The sequence below is a fragment of the Bacillus sp. FJAT-27001 genome (genome assembly GCF_019039175.1).
GTDB classification, from domain to species: Bacteria; Bacillota; Bacilli; order Bacillales; family Bacillaceae; genus Bacillus; species Bacillus velezensis.
In genome coordinates this window covers 494,368-516,748 of sequence record NZ_JAHOAA010000002.1, presented here as the reverse complement: position 1 = coordinate 516,748, position 22,381 = coordinate 494,368, and the positions used below count along the sequence as shown (strand labels likewise).

Below are 22,381 nucleotides of genomic sequence, written 5' to 3'. Positions count from 1 at the left end.
TCACTTTCAATAAGATAAAAGATAACGCTTACACAAAACGCCCTGTTACAATATATGAACCGGCTGACCGAGTTATGAGTGCACCGCCTTTTTCCCGCCCATAAAAAAAGAAGACTGTCTGAACAGTCTTCTCAGCTGCGGCATTCTTCTTTTATAGAAACAGCCAGCTTTGGATAATCGGTAAAAATTGCGTCTGCTCCCGCTTTCATCAGCTGCTTCATATCCTCAGGACGATTGACGGTGAACGGACGGAGCGCCGCTTGGTGTTTTGCAAGATGTTTGATCACTTCAGCGCTCACCGCCGGCGTACCGAGCTTCGGATGATAACCCGAAGCGGGAATGGCGGCAAGATACCGTTCAGGCCGGTACAGCACATCCATTGTCAGCACCGCCCGTTCAATTTCAGGCGCCAAGGCGTGGCAAACCGCAAGACTCTCATGATTAAATGAAGAAAAAATAACGCGCTTTTCCAGTCCGTAATATCTGACTTTTTTAATCACTTCTTCTTCCATTCCTTCGTAACGGAATACACTGTTTTTCAGCTCAATGTTTATCAGAAAATCACCACGTTCCGCAAAACGCAGCACATCTGACAAAAGCGGAATTCTGACACCTTTAAAAGCATCTTTCCATTTTCCGGCGGCATCGGCGGTTCTGATTTTGTCATACGCCGTATCTTTCACAAATCCTTTCAAAGACGTCGTGCGGTCGAGGGTTTCATCGTGAATGACCACGATCCGGCCGTCTTTTGTCATCTGTACATCAAGTTCGATTCCGTCAGCCCCGTCCTCAATCGCTTTTTTGAATGCGGGCATCGTATTTTCAGGGCAGTCGCCCGACGCCCCCCGGTGGGCAAAAATATTCGTCATATGTGTCACCTCAGGTGTTTGTCATCGGTTTTCTCTATTATAATCGTTATGCACATAAGGAGGGCGCTATTTACACATATTTTATAATTACTGTCCGCTGTAATAGGTTTCGATTCCCTTTACAACGGCGTCCGCGGCGTGCTCTTGTCCGTTATCGCTTTTCAGCTTGTCCGCATCTTGAGGATTTGTGATAAAACCTAATTCAGCCAGCACACTCGGCATCTTTGAATATGTAATGACATAAAAAGGAGCTTCTTTTACGCCTCTGTCCTTCATCCCTAAAGACGTGACAAGCTGCTGCTGGATGTCGGAAGCAAGCCTTTCGCTGTCTGCTCCTTCATATGTCGAATTAAAATACGTTTCCGTGCCCGATGCCGTTGAGACGGCTGAATTCGTATGGAGGCTGACGAATAAATCGGATTGGCTGGCGCTTGCTTTCGCCACCCGCTCGTCCAAACGTAAAAAAGTATCGTCAGTCCTTGAAGCAACAGGTTTTGCGCCTTCTGTCTCCAATTTGGCGATCACCTTGTTTGACACCGCTAAATTGATGTTTTTCTCAAGCAGTCCATTTCCGCCGGCCCCGCTGTCTTCTCCGCCATGTCCGGCATCGATATAAATGGTTTTCCCTTGCAAAGGTTCAGCTGCATAAGCAGACGGCGCAAGCAGAAGAAGAGCGGCACCGAAGGCAGCAGCGCTTTTTGTCAGTAAACCCACGTTTTTTCCTCCCCGTTTTCACATATCTGTTTCTTTTTTCAGTTCCTCAAGCCGTAATTGTCCGTTGCTCTCTTTTTTATAGGTGATTTGCACCGCCGTATGTTCAGGCAGAGACTGACATTCAAACCGCTTAGCGAAAGGCACCTTCACCTCTTGCCTTTCTCCGTCAATTTCGACCGCGATCGTATCGTTTCCGGCCGCTTTTATAAATGTTCCTTCCTGTGTAAATGACGGCGCCGCATCAGCCTCCGCAGTATACTCGCAGCCTGATAACAGCCATGCGGTGAAGATCAGAAGTATGACAGACTTCACACAGATCACCTCACGTTTTCTCATTCGGCTTTATCTTTGAACAGAATAGCCGATTTGTAAAGGGAGCCTCCATTCCTCCAGCGCTTTTCCATATTTGGAATGAAGGCTATCTGACCTGCTGTTTACCTGAACTTAGAAAGAAAACAAGCTGATCAGTCTATGAAAAAGGTTCTGTCTGAAGGCCGAATATGCAGAATTTAACGGAAACGGACGACTTTCTGTTCATTTTGAAAAAATATCAGATCGGCAAAAAAAGAGAGCCGCGTCATGCGCTCTCCCGAATAGAAACATTCATATTTATTTTGAGCTTTTCATAAAATGAACGGGACAACTTAAAAGAGCAGCGTATTGGCGGCAATGATGAGAATAATCACTCCGCTCAGCACCGTGCTGAACTGTCCGACGTGAAAAGAACCGATGCGCAATGACGCGGCTTTTTTTCCAAGCGAGCAGCCGATCCATATGGTCAAAAAGCTTCCGACCGCCGCAGTGATGGAAATGGCAGCGGGAGAAAGCCCGATCAACCCCGCGCTTAATCCGTTGGTCAGCGCATTTGCGGATACGGCCACCCCGAGAACCATGGATTCCAATATACCGATTTCTCCCGAACCGTCAGCATCCGCTGCCTCCGGATTTTGCAGCAGACCGGCAAAACGGCCTTTTTTTCCTGACGCGCCAACACGCGCTGTTTTTCTCGGCACAGCCAGCAGAATGATGCGGATACCGATGACAGATAAAATAAACGCCGCCAGCAATACAGGAAGAAAGCCCGGTAAAACGGCTGAAATCCATTTGCCGAAATAAATTCCGATATAACTGAATACAAAACAGATAAAAGCGATCATCATATTTGACGCATGCGATATTTTGATTTTTCTGATGCCGTATGACATCCCCACTCCTAAATTATCAATGCTCGAGGACACTGCCAAACCTAAAATCAATAACCAAGCCATGTTTGTTTCTCTCCATTCTTTGATGTCTTTTCAACATGTTGTGCCGTTGAATCTACACTATCCTATTCAGCAGCACAGAAAAGGTACCTTTTCTGCAAAAATTATTGATTAATGATCATCATTCCGGCGGAAACGAGGTGACACCCTTGACAGAAAATAAAAATACGACACTGGGGCCCCTTTTAAAATCACTGCTTGATAAGCACTCGCTCTCCATGAGAAAACTCGGCGCCTTAACAAACATTGATACGGCCACCATCTCCCGGATTATAAACGGCAAGCAGAAGGCCAATTTAAAGCATCTTCAGGAATTTTCAAAACATCTCCGCACCCCGCTGGAGGAATTGCTTGAGGCGTCAGGCATAGACATCGGCCATGAAAAAGAAGCTGCGCCGCAAGACCCGATGCACGCGATTCAGGATATGCTGAATATGGCCGAGATGTTTGATCAGCCTTTTTCCCGGGAGCAAATTGAGCGCGAACTGACCAGATATGAACAATATGCCAAAACCCAGCAGGGCCATCGTCTGATTTGCGATGAGTTTCAAAAGAAAATGGACAATGAAGAAAGCGTCGGCCCTTTTATTGATCATTTGAAAAACATGCATCATCAGTATATGGATGAATCAACACCGGCTGAAGACCGCGCGATTCTCGGGAGCGCGCTGCTGTATTATATTTTAGCGACCGACGTCATTCCGGATTACATGTTTCCGATCGGCTACCTGGATGACGCCATCGCCGTTCAAATCGCTTTGAACCGGCTGAAAAAAAAGTAAAGGCGCTTAAAAAAGCGCCCTTTTTGTGTTGAAAAATATGAAACACCGCATTACGGTTTTGTCAAAACAGAGACAGCTGTCATATGATACATCAACCTAACAAAAAGGAGGGTGTCTTCTATGGACAGCAACACAGTTGTGGCAGTGTGCGCTCTGTTAAGTGTTGTGATTCAGATCGGAACGATATTCGCCGCAGGAAAGTGGAAAAAAGAATAAATAAAAACAAATTGACGGTTTTTTCGCACAAGCGTATGCTTATAAATAACCTTGTAAAAGATAAGAAAGAAGATATGCATATGAAAAAAATCATTCTCCTCTTCGCCGCCGCTGTCATATTCAGCTCGATCGGCCATCAAATTTCAGGAGGATATAAAGATCCTGAAAAGGAACGGAGAAAACCGTTTCATTCGTTTAGATGGTTCAGCCGGTCATAACCTCAGGAAGAAGAACAAGCAAAATAATTGCACACAATTAAAACATAAGCTAGAATACGGACGAGTTAAACTCCTAAGGAAGAAGGCGAAATGATGAAGCAAACTTATAAACCGCTGTTTGAACCTTTTACGTTCGAAAGCGGCGTCACCATACCAAACCGTATTTCAGTCGCACCGATGACACACTATTCATCAAATGATGACGGAACGATTTCCGATCGTGAATTAAGCTACATTACTCCCCGTTCAAAAGAAATGGGCATGGTCATTACGGCATGTGCAAACGTAACGCCAGACGGCAAAGCGTTTCCAGGCCAGCCCGGCATCTATGATGATTCTCACATTCCCGGCTTGAAAAAACTCGCTCAGGCGATCCAGTCTCAAGGAGCGAAAGCCGTTGTGCAGATTCACCACGGAGGATTGGAATGCCCTCCTGAACTCGTGCCAAACAACGACGTCGTCAGTCCGAGCGGCTCAGAAGAAGACGGGAGACAAACGTCCCGGGCTCTCACCGAACAAGAAATTGAGCACATCGTGAAAGCATTCGGCGAAGCGACACGCAGAGCGATTGAAGCCGGCTTTGACGGTGTTGAAATTCACGGGGCAAACGGGTACCTGATTCACCAATTTTATTCACCGAAAACAAACCGGCGCACAGACCGCTGGGGCGGAAGCGATGAAAAGCGCCTTGCGTTCCCGCTTGCAGTCGTTGACGCTGTCAAACAGGCAATTGATACACACGCTGAAAATCCATTCGTTCTCGGCTACCGCCTGTCACCGGAAGAGCCGGAAACACCGGGGCTTACAATGAAAGAAACATTCATGCTCGCTGACGCGCTTGCGGAAGAGAACTTGGATTATCTGCATATTTCACTGATGGATGTCAATTCCAAAGCCCGCCGCGGAGCGGATACTTCACGGACGCGGATGGATTTATTAAACGAACGCGTCGGCCATAAAGTGCCGCTGATGGCCGTCGGTTCCATCTATACCGCGGACGAAGCGCTTGCTGTATTAGAAAGCGGAATTCCGCTGGTGGCTCTGGGACGTGTCATTTTGATTAACCCCGAATGGGCGGTGCTGGTCAAAGAAGGCCGCGAACAGGAAATCGAAAAAGCCATTCAAGCATCTGAAATTGAGAAATACCGACTTCCTGAACCGTTATGGGAAATGATTCAGAATACAGGCGGCTGGGTGCCGTTTGAAAAGTAGACTAAAAAAACTGCCGGATGTCCGGCAGTTTTTTTAGATTTACAAGTTTTTACCGCTTTGTTTACTCCTATTTCTAACACACAGCGTACATATAGTAAATAGATTAATAGAAAGGAGACCGTATATGATGGCTGGTTTTCCTATTACGATTAACAGTCTTTCCGGAAACGGGGTTGTCAATGTCGGCGGTGCGTTTTCGATAAGTCCTTTAACCGTATCAAAAACCGTCTACGGCTCAGGTGGGGGAAATACAGGGATGGTCCTGCAAATGAATCAATCCAGCACATCTCAATCTTCAAGCTCTCAATACTCTGATCAAAATGTAACGAAAACACTATGACATCCGTATTTCCCTCCCTTTCCGGCTGGCAGCAGCCGGATTCTTTTTGCCGTTTTGTTTAATCTTATTCCATATCACAGCGTACATATAGTTAGTAGACTGTGAGAGAAAGGAGAAAAAATAGAATGAGCGGTTGCCCGATTACGATAAACAACGTATCAGGAAACGGAGTTGTCAATGTTGGCGGCGCCATATCCATCAGTCCGCTGACTGCATCAAAAACTGTTTTCGGTGCCGGAGGGGGAAATATCGGCATTGTCATTCAAAACAATGCTGTAAGCCAGTCCAAAATGTTTGAACATCAATTTTCAGATCAGAATATTGTAAAGTCAATTTAAGGGCTGCCATGCAGCCCTTTCAGCATAAATAAAGCAGACACACTGATTTCCCAAAAACTTGATTTTTAAACATCAGTGATCACCTTCCCTTGTTTTGAATGATTTCAGTTCAAGGTGAATAGAATGCAGATTGAAAGCATGAGTACTGAAACTCATTAAGGAAAGAAGGAATCGTGATGAAAAAACTTTGCCGGGAAGTTTGGATTGAAGTTGACCTTGATGCGATAAAAAAGAATGTACGGGCGATCCGCCGCCATATTCCGAATACGTCTAAAATTATGGCCGTCGTAAAAGCGAACGCTTATGGCCACGGGTCTGTGGAAGTAGCGCGGCAGGCACTGGAAAGCGGGGCGAGCGAGCTCGCTGTCGCAAGTGTCGAAGAGGGAATTGTGTTACGGAGAGCGGGAATTACGGCACCTATTCTTGTGCTCGGCTTCACAGCTCTCAGCTGTGTGAAAAAATCTGCCGTTTGGAACATAACATTATCAGCGTTTCAAGTCAGCTGGATCAAAAAAGCGAATCGAATATTGGAAAAAGAAGCAGATTCGAAACGGCTGTCCATTCATATCAATGTGGATACGGGAATGGGCCGGCTGGGTGTGCGTACGGAAGAAGATCTTTTAGCAGTGGTGAAAGCGCTCAAGTCGAGTACATATCTGTCATGGGATGGCATCTTTACACATTTTTCAACAGCGGATGAACCGGACACTGAGCTGACGATGCTGCAGCACGAAAAGTTTATCAGCTTTCTCCGCTTTTTAAAAAATCAAGACATTACGCTGCCTACCGTGCATATGTGCAATACAGCCGCCGCTATCGCATTCCCGGAATTCAGCGCCGACATGATCCGTTTAGGCATTGGGTTATATGGTTTATATCCGTCCGCCTCGATAAAGGAACTGAACCTCGTGGATCTCACACCCGCACTAAGTTTAAAGGCGCGTATCGCTTATGTGAAAGCCATGGTGACAGATCCCCGGACCGTCAGTTATGGCGCCACATATATCGCCGAACCTGGTGAAATCATCGCGACGATTCCAATCGGCTATGCTGACGGTTACTCCCGCGCCCTGTCCAACCGCGGGTTTATTCTTCACCGCGGCAGACGGGTGCCGGTGGCGGGGAGAGTGACAATGGATATGATCATGGTCAGTTTAGGTGAGAATGAGGGCAAACAAGGAGAAGAAGTCGTCATCTACGGTAAACAACAAGGAGCCGAGATTTCCGTTGATGAAATTGCCGAAATGCTCGGTACGATCAGCTACGAAGTCTTATCTGTGTTAAGCCGCCGCGTCCCCCGCTTTTATTTCAGAGACGGCAAAATCATTAAAATATCAGCTCCGGTATTATACGTGTAGACGGCATAGATCCCGCATTTATGTATAGAACAAGTACCGGCGTGAGTGATTTCCATTGTTTTCGCCAGCAAAATTTCAAAACGCCTTCTCTTCCGCGTTCATGCACGGAATAGAAGGCGCGAAAAAGACATCTAGCCAAAAGCTTGCGTTACGAAGCTTTATGCTCCAATCTCAGCTTGTCAGCAACCATCGCGATGAACTCTGAATTGGTTGGCTTTGCTTTTGTCATGCTTACCGTATATCCGAACAGTGAAGAAATGGAATCAATATTTCCCCTGCTCCATGCGACTTCAATGGCGTGGCGGATGGCCCGTTCTACACGGCTTGCGGTCGTGTTGAATTTTTTGGCGATGTCGGGATAAAGGACTTTTGTGATGCTGCCGAGGAGTTCAATATCGTTATACACCATGGAAATGGCTTCACGCAAATAAAGATAGCCTTTGATATGGGCAGGCACACCGATCTCATGGATAATGCTTGTAATGCTGGCATCGAGATTTTTCCGCTTCGGCTCAGGCTGGCTGCGGATAATGCTGCTTTGCGCAGACGGCGCACGGTGTGTGACACTGCTGACATTTCCGCTTACCTGGCGAATATGGCCGACAAGGTTTTCCATATCAAACGGCTTCAGGATGAAATAGGACGCGCCTAAATCGACGGCTTTTTTCGTAACGTCTTCCTGACCGAATGCCGTCAGCATGATGACGTTCGGCTGCTTCTCGAGCTCTGATTCCCGCAGACGCTCCAAAACCGCAAGTCCGTCCAGATGCGGCATGATAATGTCTAAAACGAGCACATCTGGATTCTTATCTTTAAACAAAGAAAGACATTCCTGTCCGTTATAAGCAACGCCGATCACTTCCATATCATCCTGTCCCTCTATATATTCACTCAACAGGCTTACAAGCTCTCGATTATCATCAGCAACACAAACTTTAATTTTCTCCACGTTTCTTCCTCCCCCAATGTATTAACAGGACGCAACCCATTTGACTGCTACATGTTACATTCGACAAAACCACTACTTCCCCTTTTAAAAAATCCATATTTACCAATAATAGTGGTATATCTTTGTTTTTCTAGCATTTTCTAGGTTTTTCGACTAAAAATTAAGTTTGACAAATCAGGAAACGTGAATTTGTCGAAAAATCTTCATGTCTTATTTTACATGAATCCAGGAAAGAAGTGAAGAACGCATCACATAAAAAAACTGCCGGATCATCCGGCAGTCAGCTTGCTTTGTCTTTCCCGTAAACATCAACACCCGCTTCAGACAGCATCCATTCGATATGAACGCCGTAGCCGCTTGTCGGATCATTGACAAATACGTGGGTTACGGCTCCGACGACCTTTCCGTTCTGGATGATCGGGCTTCCGCTCATCCCCTGAACGATTCCGCCGGTTCTTTTCAGCAGTTTCGGATCTGTCACTTTCAACACCATTCCCTTTGTCGCCGGGAATTTTTGCGGCGTGGTGCTGACGATTTCAATATCAAATTTCTCTACTTTATCGTTTTCGATAACCGTCAGCATTTGCGCAGGTCCTTTTTTTACTTCATTTGACAAAGCAATCGGAAGCGCTTTGTCGGAAATGTTGTTTTTAATCGGTTGATGCAGTGTCCCGAAGATGCCGAACGGGCTGTTGCGGTTAATATCGCCGATCGTTTTCCGTTCTGACGAAAACCTTGCCAGTTTTTCGCCGGGATTGCCGCCTTTTCCTTTTTCAATCGATGTTACAGTTGAACGGACGATTTCTCCGTCTTCTACAACAATCGGTTTTTTTGTATCCATATCAGAGATGACGTGGCCCAATGCGCCGTATTTTTTTGTTTTCGGTTCAAAAAATGTCATGGTGCCGATGCCGGCTGCCGAATCGCGGATATAAAGGCCGATTCGATATTTCCCCTCGGCTTCGTCCTTTGTCGGAATCAGCTTTGTTTTGATTTTTTGCTTATCGCGTTTCACCAATAAATCCAAAGATTCACCGGTTTTGCCCGCTTTTTGAATAAACGGGGCGATGTCGCTCATTTTTTCAATTTTATGTCCGTTCATTTTAATAATGATGTCGCCAGATTCAATTCCCGCTTGTTCTCCCGGAGACTTTTTTCCATCCTTTGTCATCACTTGGTGAAAACCGACCACCAAAACACCGACTGAATGCAGTTTTACACCGATGGACTGTCCGCCCGGAATGACCTTCAATTCTGGAAGGACACGCACTTTCGTTTTTTTAATGGGAAATCCGGCAAGATCATATACTACTTCTGACCGGCCTTGTGTTTGCCCTGTTATGTTTGCATGGCCGTGCTCTTCTTTCAGCGTAAAGGCTTCTGATAATTCGCCCTTTTCAGCGCTTATTGATGCATTGACCGGAACGGCCTGTGTCTGGTTTTCAAAGACGCTCATTTCTGATGGTATCAGTAAATATTCTTTAAATGGCTTAAAAAAGCCTACACTTAGTAAAGAAACAAGGAGAATTACACCTATTGCTTTCCTCATGTTATCGTGCATTCATTCCTTCACTCTCCTCGCTCCTATCCCACACCACTTTCTTTTTCTGCTACATCTATACTTTTGCCTTCCTGCGCTTGATTTATAACCGGCATACGAAGAAAAACATTGGATACACTGTTAGAGAAATGGAACAAAAAAATAAGCTGCCTGTATCAGCAGCTTATCCTGTCGTTTTTACCTGTCCGGCCTGTTTTAAAAGCTCTTGTGCATGCCGTTTTGTCAGATCGGTCACTTCGACGCCCGCAATCATGCGGCCGATTTCCGCTACCTTGTCCTGTTTGGAAAGCGGCGTGACATGCGTTGTCGTCCGGCCGTCTTTGAATTCTTTTGCGATTAGAAGGTGCGTATCCGCCATAGCTGCAACCTGCGGCAGGTGTGTAATGCAGAGCACCTGTGAACCGGTCGATACTTTATGGATTTTTTCCGCGATGGCTTGGGCAACCCGCCCGCTTACACCGGTGTCCACTTCGTCAAAGATGATGGAGGTGACATCCTGCTGGGAAGAAAAAATACTCTTCATCGCCAGCATCACCCTTGAAAGCTCGCCTCCGGAAGCGACCTTTGACAGCGGTTTTAAAGGCTCACCGGTGTTTGTTGAAATTAAAAACTTCACAAGGTCAATCCCCTTTTGGGTAAGCTGCACGGGCTGCCCGTTAACAACCGGTGCTTCACTGGCTGACGGATCGGTTTTCACGAGAAATTCCGTATCAAACGTTGATTTGCCCATATACAGACTTTTTAATTCCTGATGAATCGCTTCCGCCAGTTTCTTAGCCCAAGCTTTTCTGATTTTTGATAAATTGGCGGCTTCTACGGCCACATCTTTGCCGACCGACTCCAATTCCTTCTTCAGCGCTTCAAGGTGGCTGTCGCGGTTCTCGATTTGATCGATTTCCTCTTCTATTTTGGAGCCGTATTCCAAAATGTCTTCTACCGTCGCTCCGTATTTGCGCTTCAGCTGTTTAATTTCGTTTAAACGGGTTTCAATAAAATTCAGCCGTTCCGGGTCATATTCCAGATCATCTAACAGATTGCGCATCTGAAAGGTTGCATCCTCCAGCAGATAATAGGAACTTGACACACTTTCTGACAGCTTTTGCAGCGGTTCATTGATATCCGAAATATCTTCAAGCTGGGCAGAGGCCATTCCGACCCAGTCAAGCCCCCCCTGTTCGCTGCGGAGCGCATTATAGGCGTTTTGCAATGATTCATAAATTTTTTCAAAATTGGATATCTGCTTACGCTCTTCCTGAAGAAGCTCGTCTTCATTCAATTCAAGCTTCGCCGACTCGATTTCTTCAAGCTGAAATTGAATCAGGTCTAACCGATGCGCCATTTCCTGCTCGCTTTCTGACAGCTTCTTCACTTTTTTGAGCAGCTTCATATAACGCTCATAGCCTTCATGGTAAGCCTGAAGCGCGGATTCGGCCTCAGCGCCCGCAAACCTGTCCAACAGCTCTAAGTGTTTATCGTCCTCCATTAACAGCTGGTTATCATGCTGTCCGTGAATATCTAATAAAAGTCTGCCGATTTCCCTCAAAGCCGCAATCGTCACTAATTTTCCGTTGACACGGCAGACGCTTTTTCCTCCGGCATTAATGTCCCTTCTCATGACAATCATGTCGTCAGATGCGTCTATTCCCTGCTCACGGCATACTTCAAAAACGGGATGACCGCTGTCCAAAAGAAACAGTCCTTCAAGCTCGGCCTTTGTTTCACCGTAACGGACAAATTCAGACGAGCCGCGGCCGCCGACTAATAGGGAAACGGCGTCTATAATAATTGACTTGCCGGCCCCTGTTTCTCCCGTCAGGACGGTGAGCCCCCGTTCAAACGAAATCGTCAGTTCCTCTATAATGGCAAAGTTTTTTATTGATAGTTCAGCTAACAAACAGCATTCCACCTTTTATCTGATAATTACGCTACAGCAGCTCCAAAAGACGGCTTTGAACGCCCTCCGTATCTTCAGGCGTCCTGCAGATGATTAAGATCGTGTCATCTCCGCAAATCGTGCCCATGATTTCTTCCCATTCGAGATTATCCATCAGAGCGCCGATTGCCTGAGCATTCCCCGGCATCGTTTTTAATACGATCATATGGCTTGCTGAGTCAATTTTTACGAACGCATCCATTAATGAACGCTTCAGTTTTGACAGCGGATTGAACCGCTGATCCGCCGGCAGGCTGTATTTGTAGGAGCCGTTGTTTGTCGGCACCTTTACGAGATGCAGCTCTTTAATGTCTCTGGAGACAGTCGCCTGAGTTACCTTATATCCTTCTTCTCTCAGCATGTCAACTAAGTCATCCTGCGTTTCAATCTCATGGCTTGTAATAAGCTCTCTGATTTTTATATGCCTTTGGCCTTTTGTCATGTAAGCACCTCTGTTTTCAAGCTGTTCTTGTCATTATGTTAACCGCTTCTTGATAAAAAGTACATGATGGCAGAAAAAAGGAATAATAGCCCCCTATTATTCCGGTACATCTGTCTTTTTGGCTTTTAATGTCTCATGTGCTTCGCGGACGGTACGGAGAATGTCTTCTTCCGGCAGTTCAGCGCCGTTTCCGTCTTCTCCGCCCCATTCCAAATGAAGCAGAAACTCAATATTGCCGTCTCCCCCTGTAATCGGTGAGAAGGACAGTCCTTTCACTGTATATCCTTCAGAAGCGGCAAATTGATTCATGCGGCGGAGAACGTCAGTATGAACACCGGGATCTCTGACAATGCCTTTTTTTCCGACGGATTCCCGTCCGGCTTCAAATTGCGGCTTCACCAGTGCGATACAATCGCTCCCCGGTACAAGCAGCGTTTTTAAAACCGGCAGAATGAGGCGGAGTGAGATGAAAGAAACATCGATTGTCGCAAATTCCGGCAAACCCTCTGTGAGATCGGAAGGCTCGGAATAGCGGAAATTCGTCCGTTCCATGACGACGACCCTCTCGTCCTGTCTGAGCTTCCAAGCAAGCTGATTATAGCCGACATCCACTGCGTAGGACCGCTCGGCTCCGTTTTGGAGGGCGCAATCCGTGAATCCCCCTGTAGACGAGCCGATGTCAATCATCGTTTTGCCTTTTACCGAGACGGGAAACACTTCCAGAGCTTTTTCAAGCTTTAATCCGCCTCTGCTGACGTATTTAAGAGGGTTTCCTTTTACCGTTAACGGAAGATCCCGGGCGATTTTTTCACCCGGTTTGTCCAATCGGTTTTCATTTGAGTATACGATGCCCGCCATAATGGCGCGTTTCGCTTTTTCCCGCGTTTCCGCAAGGCCTTTTTCTACAAGAAGTACATCTAATCGTTCTTTTTTTGCTGTCATGATCCAATTCCTTTATGTGTCTTCGGCGGCATCAGCAGTTTGATCCGGTTCATAACCTCAGCCTTCGTGAGACCGATTTCTTCAAGCAGGGCGGTTACGCTGCCGTGTTCAATAAACCGGTCTGGGATGCCCATTCTGTCAATCGGCGTATGATACATGCCGAGGTCATGAGCGTATTCAAGAATCGTGCTGCCGAATCCGCCTTCAAGCACGGCTTCTTCTATCGTTAAAATCGGCAGACCTTCATTAAGAATGGCCTTCATCATTTGTTTATCAATCGGTTTTATAAACCGCGCATTCACGACACGCACGGACAGGCCTTCTTTTTGCAGTTCTTCAGCCGCTTCCAGCGCCATTTCAATGGTCGTACCGAATGTTAAAATGACCGCGTCTTTTCCGGGACGGAGCACTTCCCATGTTCCGATCGGAATGGTTTTCAGCTCTTTATCCATCTTTACGCCGAGCCCGTTCCCGCGCGGGAAGCGCATCGCGATCGGACCCTCCTCATAATTAAGGGCTGTATTGACCATATGGCGGCCTTCATTTTCATCCTTCGGCATCATTAAAACGAGGTTTGGTATATGCCGCAAAAAGGCGATGTCAAAGACGCCTTGATGCGTCTCCCCGTCAGCGCCGACCAAACCGGCGCGGTCAATGCCGATAAACACATTCGCGTTTTGACGGCAGATGTCATGGACGACCTGATCGTACGCCCGCTGCAAAAAGGTCGAATAGATCGCAAGAAACGGCTTCATACCCTGAAGCGCCATTCCAGCCGCCATCGTCGCCGCATGCTGTTCTGCGATTCCGACATCAAACATGCGTTCAGGGAATTCTTTCGCAAACCCTTCCAGTTTGGAGCCGACCGGCATGGCCGGTGTAATCGCGACAATTCTGTCATCCTCGCGCGCCAGCTCCTGCACGGTGCCGCTGACAAGTCCGCTCCATGAAGGCGCCGCGGCTTTCGGCTTGACGAAATCACCCGTATTGATTTTATAAGGACCCGTTCCGTGCCATGTGCCGATTGTGTCGGTCTCAGCCGGTTTATAGCCTTTGCCCTTTTTCGTAATGACATGTAACAGGACAGGGCCTTTCGTTTTTTTGGCGTATTGCAGGTTTTCAAACAGTTCGTGGTAGGAATGACCGTCAACCGGGCCTAAATACGTAAAGCCCAGCTCTTCAAAAAACATGCCTGACACAAGCATATATTTCAAACTGTCTTTTATCCGTTCAGCTGTGGCGGCCAATTTTCCGCCGACGGCCGGGATGCGCTTAAATAAATATTCAAGCTCGTCTTTTACCCATTGATATTTGCCGGCCGTGCGAAGCCGTCCCAGCATAGAATGAATCGCCCCGACATTCGGCGCAATGCTCATCTCATTATCATTCAGGATGACGATCATGTCTTTCTTCTCATCACCGATATGGTTCAGCGCTTCAAGCGCCATTCCTCCGGTTAAAGCGCCGTCTCCGATAATCGGGATGATATATTCTTTCGATCCTTTAATATCACGGGCGGCAGCCATTCCCATCGCGCCTGAGAGCGAGGTTGAGCTGTGCCCTGTTTCCCATACGTCATGTTCGCTTTCGCTGCGTTTCGGGAAACCGCAAAGCCCTTTATATTGGCGCAAGGTTTCAAACTCCTTGCCGCGTCCGGTTAACAGTTTATGAACATAGGACTGATGTCCGACATCCCATAAAAATTTATCTTTCGGACTGTCAAATTCTTTGTGAAGCGCAATTGTCAGCTCGACAACCCCAAGGTTCGGCCCGATATGGCCGCCAGAGGCAGACAGCGATGTGATGAGGAAATTGCGGATCTCCTCACTCAGCTCTTCCAGCTGTTCAATTGACATCTTTTTAAGAAATGACGGGTCCTGTATTGATAAAAGATCCAAAGCGGATCAACTCACTTTCAGCATGAATTTCTGCAAATTAAACAGTGTCTTTTTGAAAAAAGAAAAAGACTCCCTTTGTATTTTCATCGAAACTGCTTACATTTTACCATAGGAGCGGCAGCCCCTTCAAATCAGGACCGTTTTTAATGATCTCTCGCCGCGATTAAATCACAGAGGTCATGCAGCAATTCTTTCTGAAGAGAAAGGCCGCTGATGATCTGTTTCGCCTCGCTTATATGATACGCAAGCTTTTCTTTCGCGCCTTCAAGCGTTAAAAGCGACGGATACGTTGACTTTTCATTCGACGTGTCTGAGCCGACCGGTTTGCCGATCCTCTCCTCATGCCCTTCAATATCAAGGATGTCGTCTCTGATTTGGAATCCGATGCCGATATGGCTGCTGAACAGACGGAGCTTTTCGACTTCATCCTCCGGCGCATCTGCCAAAATGGCGCCCGCCGTCACGGAAAAACCGAGGAGCTTGGCCGTTTTCCGCTCGTGGATGGATTCCAGCTCCTCAAGCGTTATCCGCTTTTGTTCCGCTTCCATGTCGGCAGCCTGTCCGCCGACCATTCCTTCCGTTCCCGCCGCGCTGATCAGCTCATCGACGAGACGGAGCCGTTTTTCTGCTGAAACCGCCTCAGACACATGAGATGTGATCAGTTTAAAGCTTTCTGTCAGAAGCCCGTCTCCGGCCAATACGGCTGCCGCTTCTCCGAAGACTTTATGGTTTGTGGGCTTTCCCCGGCGCAGATCATCATCGTCCATGCAAGGCAAATCATCATGGATTAAAGAATACGTATGAATCATTTCGACAGCGCATCCGACCGGAATCCCGTCTTTTTCATCTTTTCCGTAAGCATTCAGAACGGCTAAGACGACGAGGGGGCGCAGCCTCTTTCCGCCCGCTTCCAAAGAATACAGCATAGATTTTTTGAGGGTTTCCGGCATCGCAAGCCGTTCTGTATACAAAGAAAGCTGCTGTTCAATCAGTTGTTTGCGCGATGCTAAAAATGCGTCCAGTTTATTTGTCACCTTCGTCTTCCTCCTGAACGCTGAAAGGTGCAAGTTCGCCGTTATCTTTTAAAATAAAGTCCATTTGCTTTTCAACATGCTGAAGCTTTTCATGGCACATTTTTGAAAGGGCCATCCCTTCCTGAAAATAATTAATCGCCTGCTCCAGCGGCACGTCTCCTTCTTCAAGCTTTGCCACAATGCCTTCAAGGCCTTTCATCGCCTCTTCAAATGTCAGCTCTTCACTTTTTTTGGTTTCTGTCATTATCGTTCGCCTCTCTTTTGCAATACTTCACACGTCAGAACGCCGTCTGTCATCTTTACTTCTAGCGTATCATTTTGTTCCACTTGATCAACGCTTTTGATCAGCTCTTTGTCTTTATAGGCCAGGCTGTATCCTCTCTCCATCACCTGAAGCGGACTTAATGCATTCAGTTTACCAAGAACCGTCTGAAACTGCGAATGAAGCTGCTTCAGCTGGACATTCATGCTTCGGGCGAGCTGATTTGAGCGCTCCTCGTACCGTTTTTTCGCCTGTTTCAGCTGGGTTTCAGGGTGGAGCGCCGTTAATCTGTACGTATTCCGCTCCAGCTGCCTTTGTTTCCTGTCCGTAAGCCCCGTGAGCTGTGATTGGAACTGCTGATACAAAAGGTCAAACTGCTGTTCTTTTTGGGTATACAATCGTTTCGGAAAACGGAACGCGTAGGATGACTGGAGCGATTGAACCCGTTCTTTTTTCTTGCTGATATGCTGCTGCATCGCTCTTGTCAGGCGGACTTCCGCCGTTTTTGTCCGTTCCATTAAGTCCGTCGTGTGGGGGACGGCGATTTCTGCCGCTCCTGTCGGCGTTGCCGCCCGGATATCTGCGACGAAATCACTGATTGTAAAATCTGTTTCATGTCCGACGGCTGATATAATCGGAATGGCGGAAGCAAAAATCGCCCGGGCCACGATTTCTTCGTTAAATGCCCACAATTCTTCGATCGAGCCCCCTCCCCTTCCGACGATCAGGACGTCACACATTTTTTGTGCATTGGCTTCTTCAATGCGCTTCACAATCGATCTGCTGGCATTTTCACCTTGAACGAGCGCGGGAAGCACAATGACTTTCACAAGGGGGTATCTTCTTTTGAGTGTGGTAATGACGTCTCTGACGGCTGCTCCCGTCGGTGACGTGACGACCCCGATCGTGGCCGGAAAAGCGGGGATGGCCTGCTTATGCCGGTCATCAAACAACCCTTCGCCGGCAAGTTTTTTCTTTAATTCTTCATATGCTAAGTAGAGCGCCCCCACACCGTCCGGCTGCATTTCTTTCGCGTACAGCTGATAGCTTCCGCTCGGTTCATAGACGGAGATGCCGCCTCTTACGATGACCTTCATTCCGTCTTCTGGCTTAAACGCAAGCCTCGAACTTTGCCTCTGAAACATGACGGCCTGCATGCGGGCATGCTCATCTTTTAATGTAAAATAGATGTGGCCTCTCGTATGAATTTTAACATTGGAGAGCTCACCCTTAATCCAAATGTCTTCAAGATGAGGGTCCACATCGAATTTTCGTTTAATGTATTTGGTCAGCGCGGAAACCGTGACATATGCCGCTTCACTCACATCCTGCACTCCTTTCATAAAGGCTTTTTGCCCTAAACTAAGAAAACCCGCTCTGGCTGAAAGGAGCCTTAAGAAGCGGGTATCGTGCTCATTGTCACACTTTTTGTGACTGTCTCCGGTTATCTATGATAACGTACGTCTGGCAGATTTAACAGTATTATGCGCAAGCATTGTGATGGTCATCGGACCTACTCCGCCCGGCACCGGCGTAATGAAAGATGCTTTTTCTTTCGCTTCATCAAACTGAACGTCTCCGCAAAGTTTTCCGCTTTCGAGACGGTTGACGCCGACATCAATGACAATGGCGCCCTCTTTGATTTGATCGGCTTTGATGAAGTTCGCTTTACCGACTGCTACCACAAGAATATCTGCTTTTTTCGTATGCTCAGACATATTTTTCGTCCGGGAATGGCAATATGTGACGGTCGCGTTTTCGTTCAGCAGCAGCTGGCCGACCGGTTTACCGACAATATTGCTTCGTCCGACTACAACAACTTCTTTGCCGGAAAGATCTACGTTCGTCTTTTTCAATAACTCGACAATTCCGTGCGGCGTGCATGGAAGAAATGTATCTTCGCCAAGCAGCATTTTCCCGACGTTGAGAGGGTGGAAACCGTCAACATCCTTATCAGGGGAGATCCGCTCGATTACGGCTTTTTCAGAAATATGATCCGGGAGCGGCAGCTGGACGAGAATGCCGTGGAATTCCGGATTTTGATTATACTGATCAATCACTGTTAAAAGCTCCGCCTCGGTTAAGCTTGAGTCAAAGCGGTCAAGCTTAAATTTCATTCCCATTGTTTCAGCGGCTTTTTTCTTGCCTGTCACATATGAAACAGAAGCGGGATCGTCTCCGATTAAAATGACCGCCAAGCCAGGCACTACGCCTTGTGCTTTCAGCTCTTCTACTTCTTTTGCCAATTGTTCGCGTTTTTCTTTAGCCGTTTCTTTTCCGTCGATGATTGTTGCAGTCATTTTCTTTCCTCCTATGATTCGATATCAGTTTTAATGTTAGAAAGAACCCCGTTTACGAATTTTGCAGCTTTATCGTCGCCGAACCGTTTTGCCAGCTCGATTGCTTCGTTTAATGACACGTTAGCAGGAATGTCGTCAGAATAGACCATTTCATACACCGCCAGACGCAGGATCGCGCGGTCTACGTTTGCAATCCGGTCAAGCTTCCAATTGACGAGATGGCCGGAAATCATTTCATCAAGCTGAACCTGATGTTCGATCACTCCGTACACCAGCTGTTCAAAGAAGGCATCTGTTTTTTCACCATCAAGCGCGTGCTCAATGGCATCGTTCGGTGCAATATCGCTGACATCAATCTGAAAAAGTGCCTGCAAAGCTTTTTCTCTAGCTGTTCTTCTTTTCATTTTCTTTCTCCTTCAGATCCGCTTTATCCGCTTGTCGTTAAGCTTAAAGAGATCATAACATATTTTTTTCTCAATCGCATGTCGAAATTTAGGTTTTTTTACCCTAATGCCGAATATTTTCACAAAACGCATTAATTTCATTCGGATTTCACAGCATGAAGAAACTCGGCTGCCGTTTGTAAGCCGGCTTTCTTCATGCCTGAAATGACGGGAAACGTATAAAAAACCAAAGGGCTGCCCATCCCCTTGGTTTTTATACGCTCATTACATTTCTTCGTCGATTTCGACTTCTTGGGCTTTCGTGTCAAATTGAATGCCGACGATATGAATATTGATTTCATTAATGGTCAGAGACGTCATGTTTAATAAGGTTTGGCGGATATTCTCCTGAACGCTTGCCGCCACTTTCGGGATCGAGATCCCGAATTGAACGACGCAATAGACGTCGATGGTAATCCCGTCATCGGCTAAATCGACCTTTACGCCTTTGCCGTGATTGATTTTGCCGAAGCGTTCTACGACGCCCGTGGCGAAATTGCCGCGCATTTCAGCAACTCCTTCAACTTCGGAAGCGGCGATGCCGGCAATGACTTCAATGACCTCAGGAGCAATTTCAACCTTGCCTAAATGAGCCTCATCATGATCCATTTTAAGCACACTGTTGTCTTCCATTCAATTCACCTCCCGCAAAAATTATGAGCCCATTACATCATATGTTTCTAAAAACTTTGTATTAAACTCTCCGCTGACAAATGTTTCGTGTTCAAGCAGTTTCAAATGGAACGGAATCGTCGTTTCAATACCTTCAATCACGAATTCGCTCAGCGCGCGTTTCATCCGTGCGACTGCCTCATCACGCGTTGTTCCGTATGTGATGACTTTAGCAATCATACTGTCATAGTACGGCGGGATCGAGTAGCCGGGATATGCGGCTGAATCCACGCGTACGCCGAGTCCGCCCGGCGGCAGGTACATGTTAATTTTACCGGGTGAAGGCATGAAGTTTTTCGCAGGGTTTTCAGCGTTGATGCGGCATTCAATCGCCCAGCCGTTAAATTCAACATCTTCCTGTCTGAGCGAAAGCTCCTGTCCGGATGCCACTTTGATCTGTTCTTTGATCAGATCCGTTCCCGTCACCATTTCTGTGACAGGGTGCTCTACTTGAATACGCGTGTTCATCTCCATGAAGTAGTAGCGCTGTTCTCTGTAGTCATAGATGAATTCTACTGTGCCGGCTCCCGTGTAACCGACGGCCTTCGCTGCTTTTACCGCTGCTTCACCCATCTGCTCCCTGATTTCAGAATCAAGCGCAGGTGACGGTGACTCTTCAAGAAGTTTTTGCAGACGTCTTTGGATAGAACAGTCACGCTCTCCGAGATGGATCGTGTTTCCGTAATTATCCGCAAGCACCTGAATTTCAACATGGCGGAAATCTTCTATGTACTTCTCGATGTACACACCCGGATTTCCGAATGCCGTAGCGGCTTCCTGCTGGGTAATCTCAATGCCTTTGATCAATTCTTCTTCTGTGCGTGCGACCCGGATGCCTTTTCCGCCTCCGCCCGCAGTGGCTTTTATAATGACAGGATACCCAATTTCACCTGCAAGCGAAACCGCTTCTTCCGTATTTTTTATGATTCCTTTTGAACCGGGCACAATCGGCACGCCCGCCAGCTGCATCGTGTCGCGGGCGATATCTTTTGTTCCCATTTTTGAAATGGCGTCAGCCGTAGGGCCGACAAACGTTACGTTTAATTCTTCGCACAGCTCGGCAAAGTCGGCGTTTTCAGCTAAAAACCCGTATCCCGGATGAATCGCATCCGTGCCGGTCAGCTTTGCGACGCTGACGATGTTCGTTACATTTAAATAGCTTTCTTTTGATGTTTTCGGCCCGATACAAAAAGCCTCATCGGCCATTTGGACATGCAGGGCGTCTTTATCTGCCTCAGAATAAACGGCTACAGTTTCAATGCCCAGCTCTTTGCAGGCCCGGATGATTCTGACGGCGATTTCTCCTCGGTTGGCGATCAATAGCTTTTTAATCATAATAGCAGGTCTCCTTACTCAGCTTTTACAAGAAATAGAGGTTGTCCGTATTCGACCAGCTGGCCGTTTTCAACTAACACTTCAACGATTTCTCCTTTTACTTCGGCTTCAATCTCGTTAAAGAGTTTCATTGCTTCTACGATACAAACAACTGTATTTTCGCTCACTTTTGAACCTTGGTTTACGTAAGGGCCGGCTTCCGGCGATGAAGAAGCATAAAACGTTCCGACCATCGGAGACGTAATTTTGTGCAGGTTTTCGTCTTGTTTCGGCGCTTCCTGAGCAGGAGCGGCTTCACTCGCTTCCGGTTTTGCAGCCTGCGGAGCAGGTGCGTAAGCGGCGGGAACGGCTTGGGCTTGTCCCGTTACATTCACTGCCGGCGCTTCATTTTTTTTCAGTTTGAGGCTTACGCCTTCAATTTCGTAAACAAATTCGTCGATGGAAGATTCATCGATTCTTTTTATCAGTTCATGAATTTCGTTGATTTTTAACATCAGTTTCCACTCCTATGTATAAAAAATAGAAATTTATGGGTTGCTACTAAAAGTACATACTATGTTTATCTTACAGGAGCGCTTGTGTAAATTCAACACTGATCTAAAATGACATCAGAAAAGCCCGCAGCGGGTGCGGGCGGTTCAGGTCTCTTATTTTGTCGGTTCAAACGTGACGGCGACGTCTTTCATCGTCTTGATTTCTTTTTCCACCAGGTCAATGATAGCGGAAGCTTTTGCGTTTGAATGTTTGTCAGACATGACGGTAATGTTGATTTTGTCTCCTTCAGCATCCACGAGCGCATCTTTGTAGCCTTGTGTTTTAATCAGCGTTTCCAGCTGTTTTTCCGTCCCTTCAGCATTGCTCAGCGCCGTCATTTTATCGTAGGCTTCGCTTTTTTCCTTTGCGGTCGCATCATCGCTTGAAACAATGCTGTTTAACTGTTCCCTTTCTTTGCTTCTCGCGTCTTCAAGCTCCATGCGGTATGCGGTAAATAAGTTTTCATCAGCTGTTTCTGTGGCGACCGATCCGTCTTTGTCCGAAGCTTCGGCTGATGTTTCTTTATCCTCTTTTGTGCCTTTAGAATCTTTCGTTCCTTTTGTGCCGTCTTCTTTTTCCGTGCCGCTTCCGCTCTTATCTTTCGTTTCAGGAGCCGGCGTTTTTTCAGTGGCGACTTCTCCGCTGCTTTTTTCGCTTTTCATCTGCACGGCATTTTTGCTTTCCGGCGACATAATATAATAAACACTTAATACCACGACGAGACTGAGCATTGTTAAAAGCCAAACCGTTTGTTTTTTCAGCAT

General features: G+C 46.9%; 25 protein-coding genes. 6 read left to right on the top strand and 19 right to left on the bottom strand.

Annotated features, from left to right (window positions below):
* Window positions 1-131: 131 nt before the first annotated feature.
* The 4 genes from BGM27_RS07395 to ytaF all read right to left on the bottom strand — a co-directional run bounded on the left by BGM27_RS07395 (window position 132) and on the right by ytaF (window position 2,851).
* Window positions 132-869 (bottom strand): glycerophosphodiester phosphodiesterase, encoded by a 738-nt coding sequence (locus tag BGM27_RS07395; RefSeq protein WP_007408370.1) that lies wholly within the window; start codon window positions 867-869, stop codon window positions 132-134.
* An 87-nt stretch (window positions 870-956) separates the two neighbouring features.
* A complete protein-coding gene (locus BGM27_RS07390) occupies window positions 957-1,583 on the bottom strand; it encodes an N-acetylmuramoyl-L-alanine amidase family protein (RefSeq protein WP_007408369.1) in 627 nt (208 codons plus the stop codon).
* Window positions 1,584-1,601: 18 nt separating this feature from the next.
* Window positions 1,602-1,919 carry a hypothetical protein gene (locus BGM27_RS07385; protein WP_014721488.1) on the bottom strand — a complete coding sequence of 106 codons (318 nt, stop codon included), beginning with the start codon at window positions 1,917-1,919 and terminating at the stop codon, window positions 1,602-1,604.
* Window positions 1,920-2,227: 308 nt separating this feature from the next.
* Entirely contained in the window at window positions 2,228-2,851 is a 624-nt protein-coding gene (ytaF, locus tag BGM27_RS07380) for a sporulation membrane protein YtaF (RefSeq protein WP_007408366.1), read from the bottom strand.
* 146 nt (window positions 2,852-2,997) lie between these two features.
* Here ytaF and BGM27_RS07375 point away from each other — a divergent pair, with 146 nt between their 5' ends.
* The 6 genes from BGM27_RS07375 to alr all read left to right on the top strand — a co-directional run bounded on the left by BGM27_RS07375 (window position 2,998) and on the right by alr (window position 7,312).
* Window positions 2,998-3,630: a helix-turn-helix domain-containing protein gene (locus BGM27_RS07375; RefSeq protein ID WP_007408365.1), complete on the top strand. Its 633-nt coding sequence runs from the start codon at window positions 2,998-3,000 to the stop codon at window positions 3,628-3,630.
* A gap of 296 nt (window positions 3,631-3,926) precedes the next feature.
* Window positions 3,927-4,064, top strand: a complete 138-nt coding sequence (locus tag BGM27_RS07370) for a hypothetical protein (RefSeq protein ID WP_162839613.1) — start codon at window positions 3,927-3,929, stop codon at window positions 4,062-4,064.
* Window positions 4,065-4,157: 93 nt separating this feature from the next.
* A complete protein-coding gene (locus BGM27_RS07365) occupies window positions 4,158-5,276 on the top strand; it encodes an NADH-dependent flavin oxidoreductase (RefSeq protein WP_032863662.1) in 1,119 nt (372 codons plus the stop codon).
* A gap of 127 nt (window positions 5,277-5,403) precedes the next feature.
* Window positions 5,404-5,616 (top strand): spore germination protein, encoded by a 213-nt coding sequence (locus BGM27_RS07360; protein WP_007408362.1) that lies wholly within the window; start codon window positions 5,404-5,406, stop codon window positions 5,614-5,616.
* Window positions 5,617-5,741: 125 nt separating this feature from the next.
* Window positions 5,742-5,954, top strand: coding sequence for a spore germination protein (locus BGM27_RS07355; RefSeq protein WP_003153181.1), 213 nt, complete (start codon window positions 5,742-5,744; stop codon window positions 5,952-5,954).
* Window positions 5,955-6,130: 176 nt separating this feature from the next.
* The gene (gene alr / locus BGM27_RS07350) at window positions 6,131-7,312 is read left to right on the top strand and encodes an alanine racemase (RefSeq protein WP_007408361.1); all 1,182 of its coding nucleotides are present in this window, start codon (window positions 6,131-6,133) and stop codon (window positions 7,310-7,312) included.
* Window positions 7,313-7,460: 148 nt separating this feature from the next.
* On the opposite strand, the gene spo0A is transcribed toward alr, so the two are convergent.
* The 15 genes from spo0A to BGM27_RS07275 all read right to left on the bottom strand — a co-directional run bounded on the left by spo0A (window position 7,461) and on the right by BGM27_RS07275 (window position 22,381).
* A complete protein-coding gene (gene spo0A, locus BGM27_RS07345; RefSeq protein ID WP_003153177.1) occupies window positions 7,461-8,261 on the bottom strand; it encodes a sporulation transcription factor Spo0A in 801 nt (266 codons plus the stop codon).
* A gap of 280 nt (window positions 8,262-8,541) precedes the next feature.
* The gene (gene spoIVB / locus BGM27_RS07340; RefSeq protein ID WP_007408360.1) at window positions 8,542-9,822 is read right to left on the bottom strand and encodes a SpoIVB peptidase; all 1,281 of its coding nucleotides are present in this window, start codon (window positions 9,820-9,822) and stop codon (window positions 8,542-8,544) included.
* A gap of 163 nt (window positions 9,823-9,985) precedes the next feature.
* The gene (gene recN / locus BGM27_RS07335; RefSeq protein WP_007408359.1) at window positions 9,986-11,716 is read right to left on the bottom strand and encodes a DNA repair protein RecN; all 1,731 of its coding nucleotides are present in this window, start codon (window positions 11,714-11,716) and stop codon (window positions 9,986-9,988) included.
* A 31-nt stretch (window positions 11,717-11,747) separates the two neighbouring features.
* Window positions 11,748-12,197 carry a transcriptional regulator AhrC/ArgR gene (gene ahrC / locus BGM27_RS07330; protein ID WP_003153173.1) on the bottom strand — a complete coding sequence of 150 codons (450 nt, stop codon included), beginning with the start codon at window positions 12,195-12,197 and terminating at the stop codon, window positions 11,748-11,750.
* Between the two features lie 96 nt (window positions 12,198-12,293).
* Window positions 12,294-13,139, bottom strand: a complete 846-nt coding sequence (locus BGM27_RS07325; protein WP_007408356.1) for a TlyA family RNA methyltransferase — start codon at window positions 13,137-13,139, stop codon at window positions 12,294-12,296.
* Window positions 13,136-15,037, bottom strand: a complete 1,902-nt coding sequence (gene dxs, locus BGM27_RS07320) for a 1-deoxy-D-xylulose-5-phosphate synthase (protein WP_012117963.1) — start codon at window positions 15,035-15,037, stop codon at window positions 13,136-13,138. Before dxs ends, BGM27_RS07325 begins: the two co-directional genes overlap by 4 nt.
* Before the next feature lie 143 nt (window positions 15,038-15,180).
* Window positions 15,181-16,071: a polyprenyl synthetase family protein gene (locus BGM27_RS07315; RefSeq protein ID WP_007408353.1), complete on the bottom strand. Its 891-nt coding sequence runs from the start codon at window positions 16,069-16,071 to the stop codon at window positions 15,181-15,183.
* On the bottom strand, window positions 16,061-16,315 hold the full coding sequence (locus tag BGM27_RS07310; protein ID WP_007408352.1) for an exodeoxyribonuclease VII small subunit: 255 nt from the start codon (window positions 16,313-16,315) through the stop codon (window positions 16,061-16,063). Before BGM27_RS07310 ends, BGM27_RS07315 begins: the two co-directional genes overlap by 11 nt.
* The gene (gene xseA / locus BGM27_RS07305; RefSeq protein ID WP_007408351.1) at window positions 16,315-17,658 is read right to left on the bottom strand and encodes an exodeoxyribonuclease VII large subunit; all 1,344 of its coding nucleotides are present in this window, start codon (window positions 17,656-17,658) and stop codon (window positions 16,315-16,317) included. The genes BGM27_RS07310 and xseA overlap by 1 nt, the downstream gene beginning before the upstream one ends.
* A 123-nt stretch (window positions 17,659-17,781) precedes the next feature.
* Window positions 17,782-18,633 carry a bifunctional methylenetetrahydrofolate dehydrogenase/methenyltetrahydrofolate cyclohydrolase FolD gene (gene folD, locus BGM27_RS07300; protein WP_007408350.1) on the bottom strand — a complete coding sequence of 284 codons (852 nt, stop codon included), beginning with the start codon at window positions 18,631-18,633 and terminating at the stop codon, window positions 17,782-17,784.
* Window positions 18,634-18,644: 11 nt separating this feature from the next.
* Window positions 18,645-19,037, bottom strand: a complete 393-nt coding sequence (gene nusB / locus BGM27_RS07295; protein WP_007408349.1) for a transcription antitermination factor NusB — start codon at window positions 19,035-19,037, stop codon at window positions 18,645-18,647.
* A 264-nt stretch (window positions 19,038-19,301) separates the two neighbouring features.
* Window positions 19,302-19,709 carry an Asp23/Gls24 family envelope stress response protein gene (locus BGM27_RS07290; RefSeq protein ID WP_003153156.1) on the bottom strand — a complete coding sequence of 136 codons (408 nt, stop codon included), beginning with the start codon at window positions 19,707-19,709 and terminating at the stop codon, window positions 19,302-19,304.
* Between the two features lie 21 nt (window positions 19,710-19,730).
* Window positions 19,731-21,083 (bottom strand): acetyl-CoA carboxylase biotin carboxylase subunit, encoded by a 1,353-nt coding sequence (accC, locus tag BGM27_RS07285; RefSeq protein WP_007408348.1) that lies wholly within the window; start codon window positions 21,081-21,083, stop codon window positions 19,731-19,733.
* A 14-nt stretch (window positions 21,084-21,097) separates the two neighbouring features.
* A complete protein-coding gene (accB, locus tag BGM27_RS07280) occupies window positions 21,098-21,577 on the bottom strand; it encodes an acetyl-CoA carboxylase biotin carboxyl carrier protein (protein ID WP_007408347.1) in 480 nt (159 codons plus the stop codon).
* Window positions 21,578-21,730: 153 nt separating this feature from the next.
* Window positions 21,731-22,381, bottom strand: a complete 651-nt coding sequence (locus BGM27_RS07275; RefSeq protein ID WP_007408346.1) for a SpoIIIAH-like family protein — start codon at window positions 22,379-22,381, stop codon at window positions 21,731-21,733.

Bases quoted from the DNA above. Each gene is read 5' to 3' on its own strand.
- folD (WP_007408350.1), bottom strand. From the start codon at position 18,633: ATGACTGCAACAATCATCGACGGAAAAGAAACGGCTAAAGAAAAACGC.
- accC (WP_007408348.1), bottom strand. From the start codon at position 21,083: ATGATTAAAAAGCTATTGATCGCCAACCGAGGAGAAATCGCCGTCAGA.
- BGM27_RS07355 (WP_003153181.1), top strand. From the start codon at position 5,742: ATGAGCGGTTGCCCGATTACGATAAACAACGTATCAGGAAACGGAGTT.
- nusB (WP_007408349.1), bottom strand. From the start codon at position 19,037: ATGAAAAGAAGAACAGCTAGAGAAAAAGCTTTGCAGGCACTTTTTCAG.
- BGM27_RS07275 (WP_007408346.1), bottom strand. From the start codon at position 22,381: ATGCTGAAAAAACAAACGGTTTGGCTTTTAACAATGCTCAGTCTCGTC.
- BGM27_RS07370 (WP_162839613.1), top strand. From the start codon at position 3,927: ATGAAAAAAATCATTCTCCTCTTCGCCGCCGCTGTCATATTCAGCTCG.
- BGM27_RS07290 (WP_003153156.1), bottom strand. From the start codon at position 19,709: ATGGAAGACAACAGTGTGCTTAAAATGGATCATGATGAGGCTCATTTA.
- BGM27_RS07310 (WP_007408352.1), bottom strand. From the start codon at position 16,315: ATGACAGAAACCAAAAAAAGTGAAGAGCTGACATTTGAAGAGGCGATG.
- BGM27_RS07360 (WP_007408362.1), top strand. From the start codon at position 5,404: ATGGCTGGTTTTCCTATTACGATTAACAGTCTTTCCGGAAACGGGGTT.
- alr (WP_007408361.1), top strand. From the start codon at position 6,131: ATGAAAAAACTTTGCCGGGAAGTTTGGATTGAAGTTGACCTTGATGCG.
- ytaF (WP_007408366.1), bottom strand. From the start codon at position 2,851: ATGGCTTGGTTATTGATTTTAGGTTTGGCAGTGTCCTCGAGCATTGAT.
- BGM27_RS07365 (WP_032863662.1), top strand. From the start codon at position 4,158: ATGAAGCAAACTTATAAACCGCTGTTTGAACCTTTTACGTTCGAAAGC.
- spoIVB (WP_007408360.1), bottom strand. From the start codon at position 9,822: ATGCACGATAACATGAGGAAAGCAATAGGTGTAATTCTCCTTGTTTCT.
- ahrC (WP_003153173.1), bottom strand. From the start codon at position 12,197: ATGACAAAAGGCCAAAGGCATATAAAAATCAGAGAGCTTATTACAAGC.
- BGM27_RS07395 (WP_007408370.1), bottom strand. From the start codon at position 869: ATGACGAATATTTTTGCCCACCGGGGGGCGTCGGGCGACTGCCCTGAA.
- accB (WP_007408347.1), bottom strand. From the start codon at position 21,577: ATGTTAAAAATCAACGAAATTCATGAACTGATAAAAAGAATCGATGAA.
- BGM27_RS07385 (WP_014721488.1), bottom strand. From the start codon at position 1,919: ATGAGAAAACGTGAGGTGATCTGTGTGAAGTCTGTCATACTTCTGATC.
- BGM27_RS07325 (WP_007408356.1), bottom strand. From the start codon at position 13,139: ATGACAGCAAAAAAAGAACGATTAGATGTACTTCTTGTAGAAAAAGGC.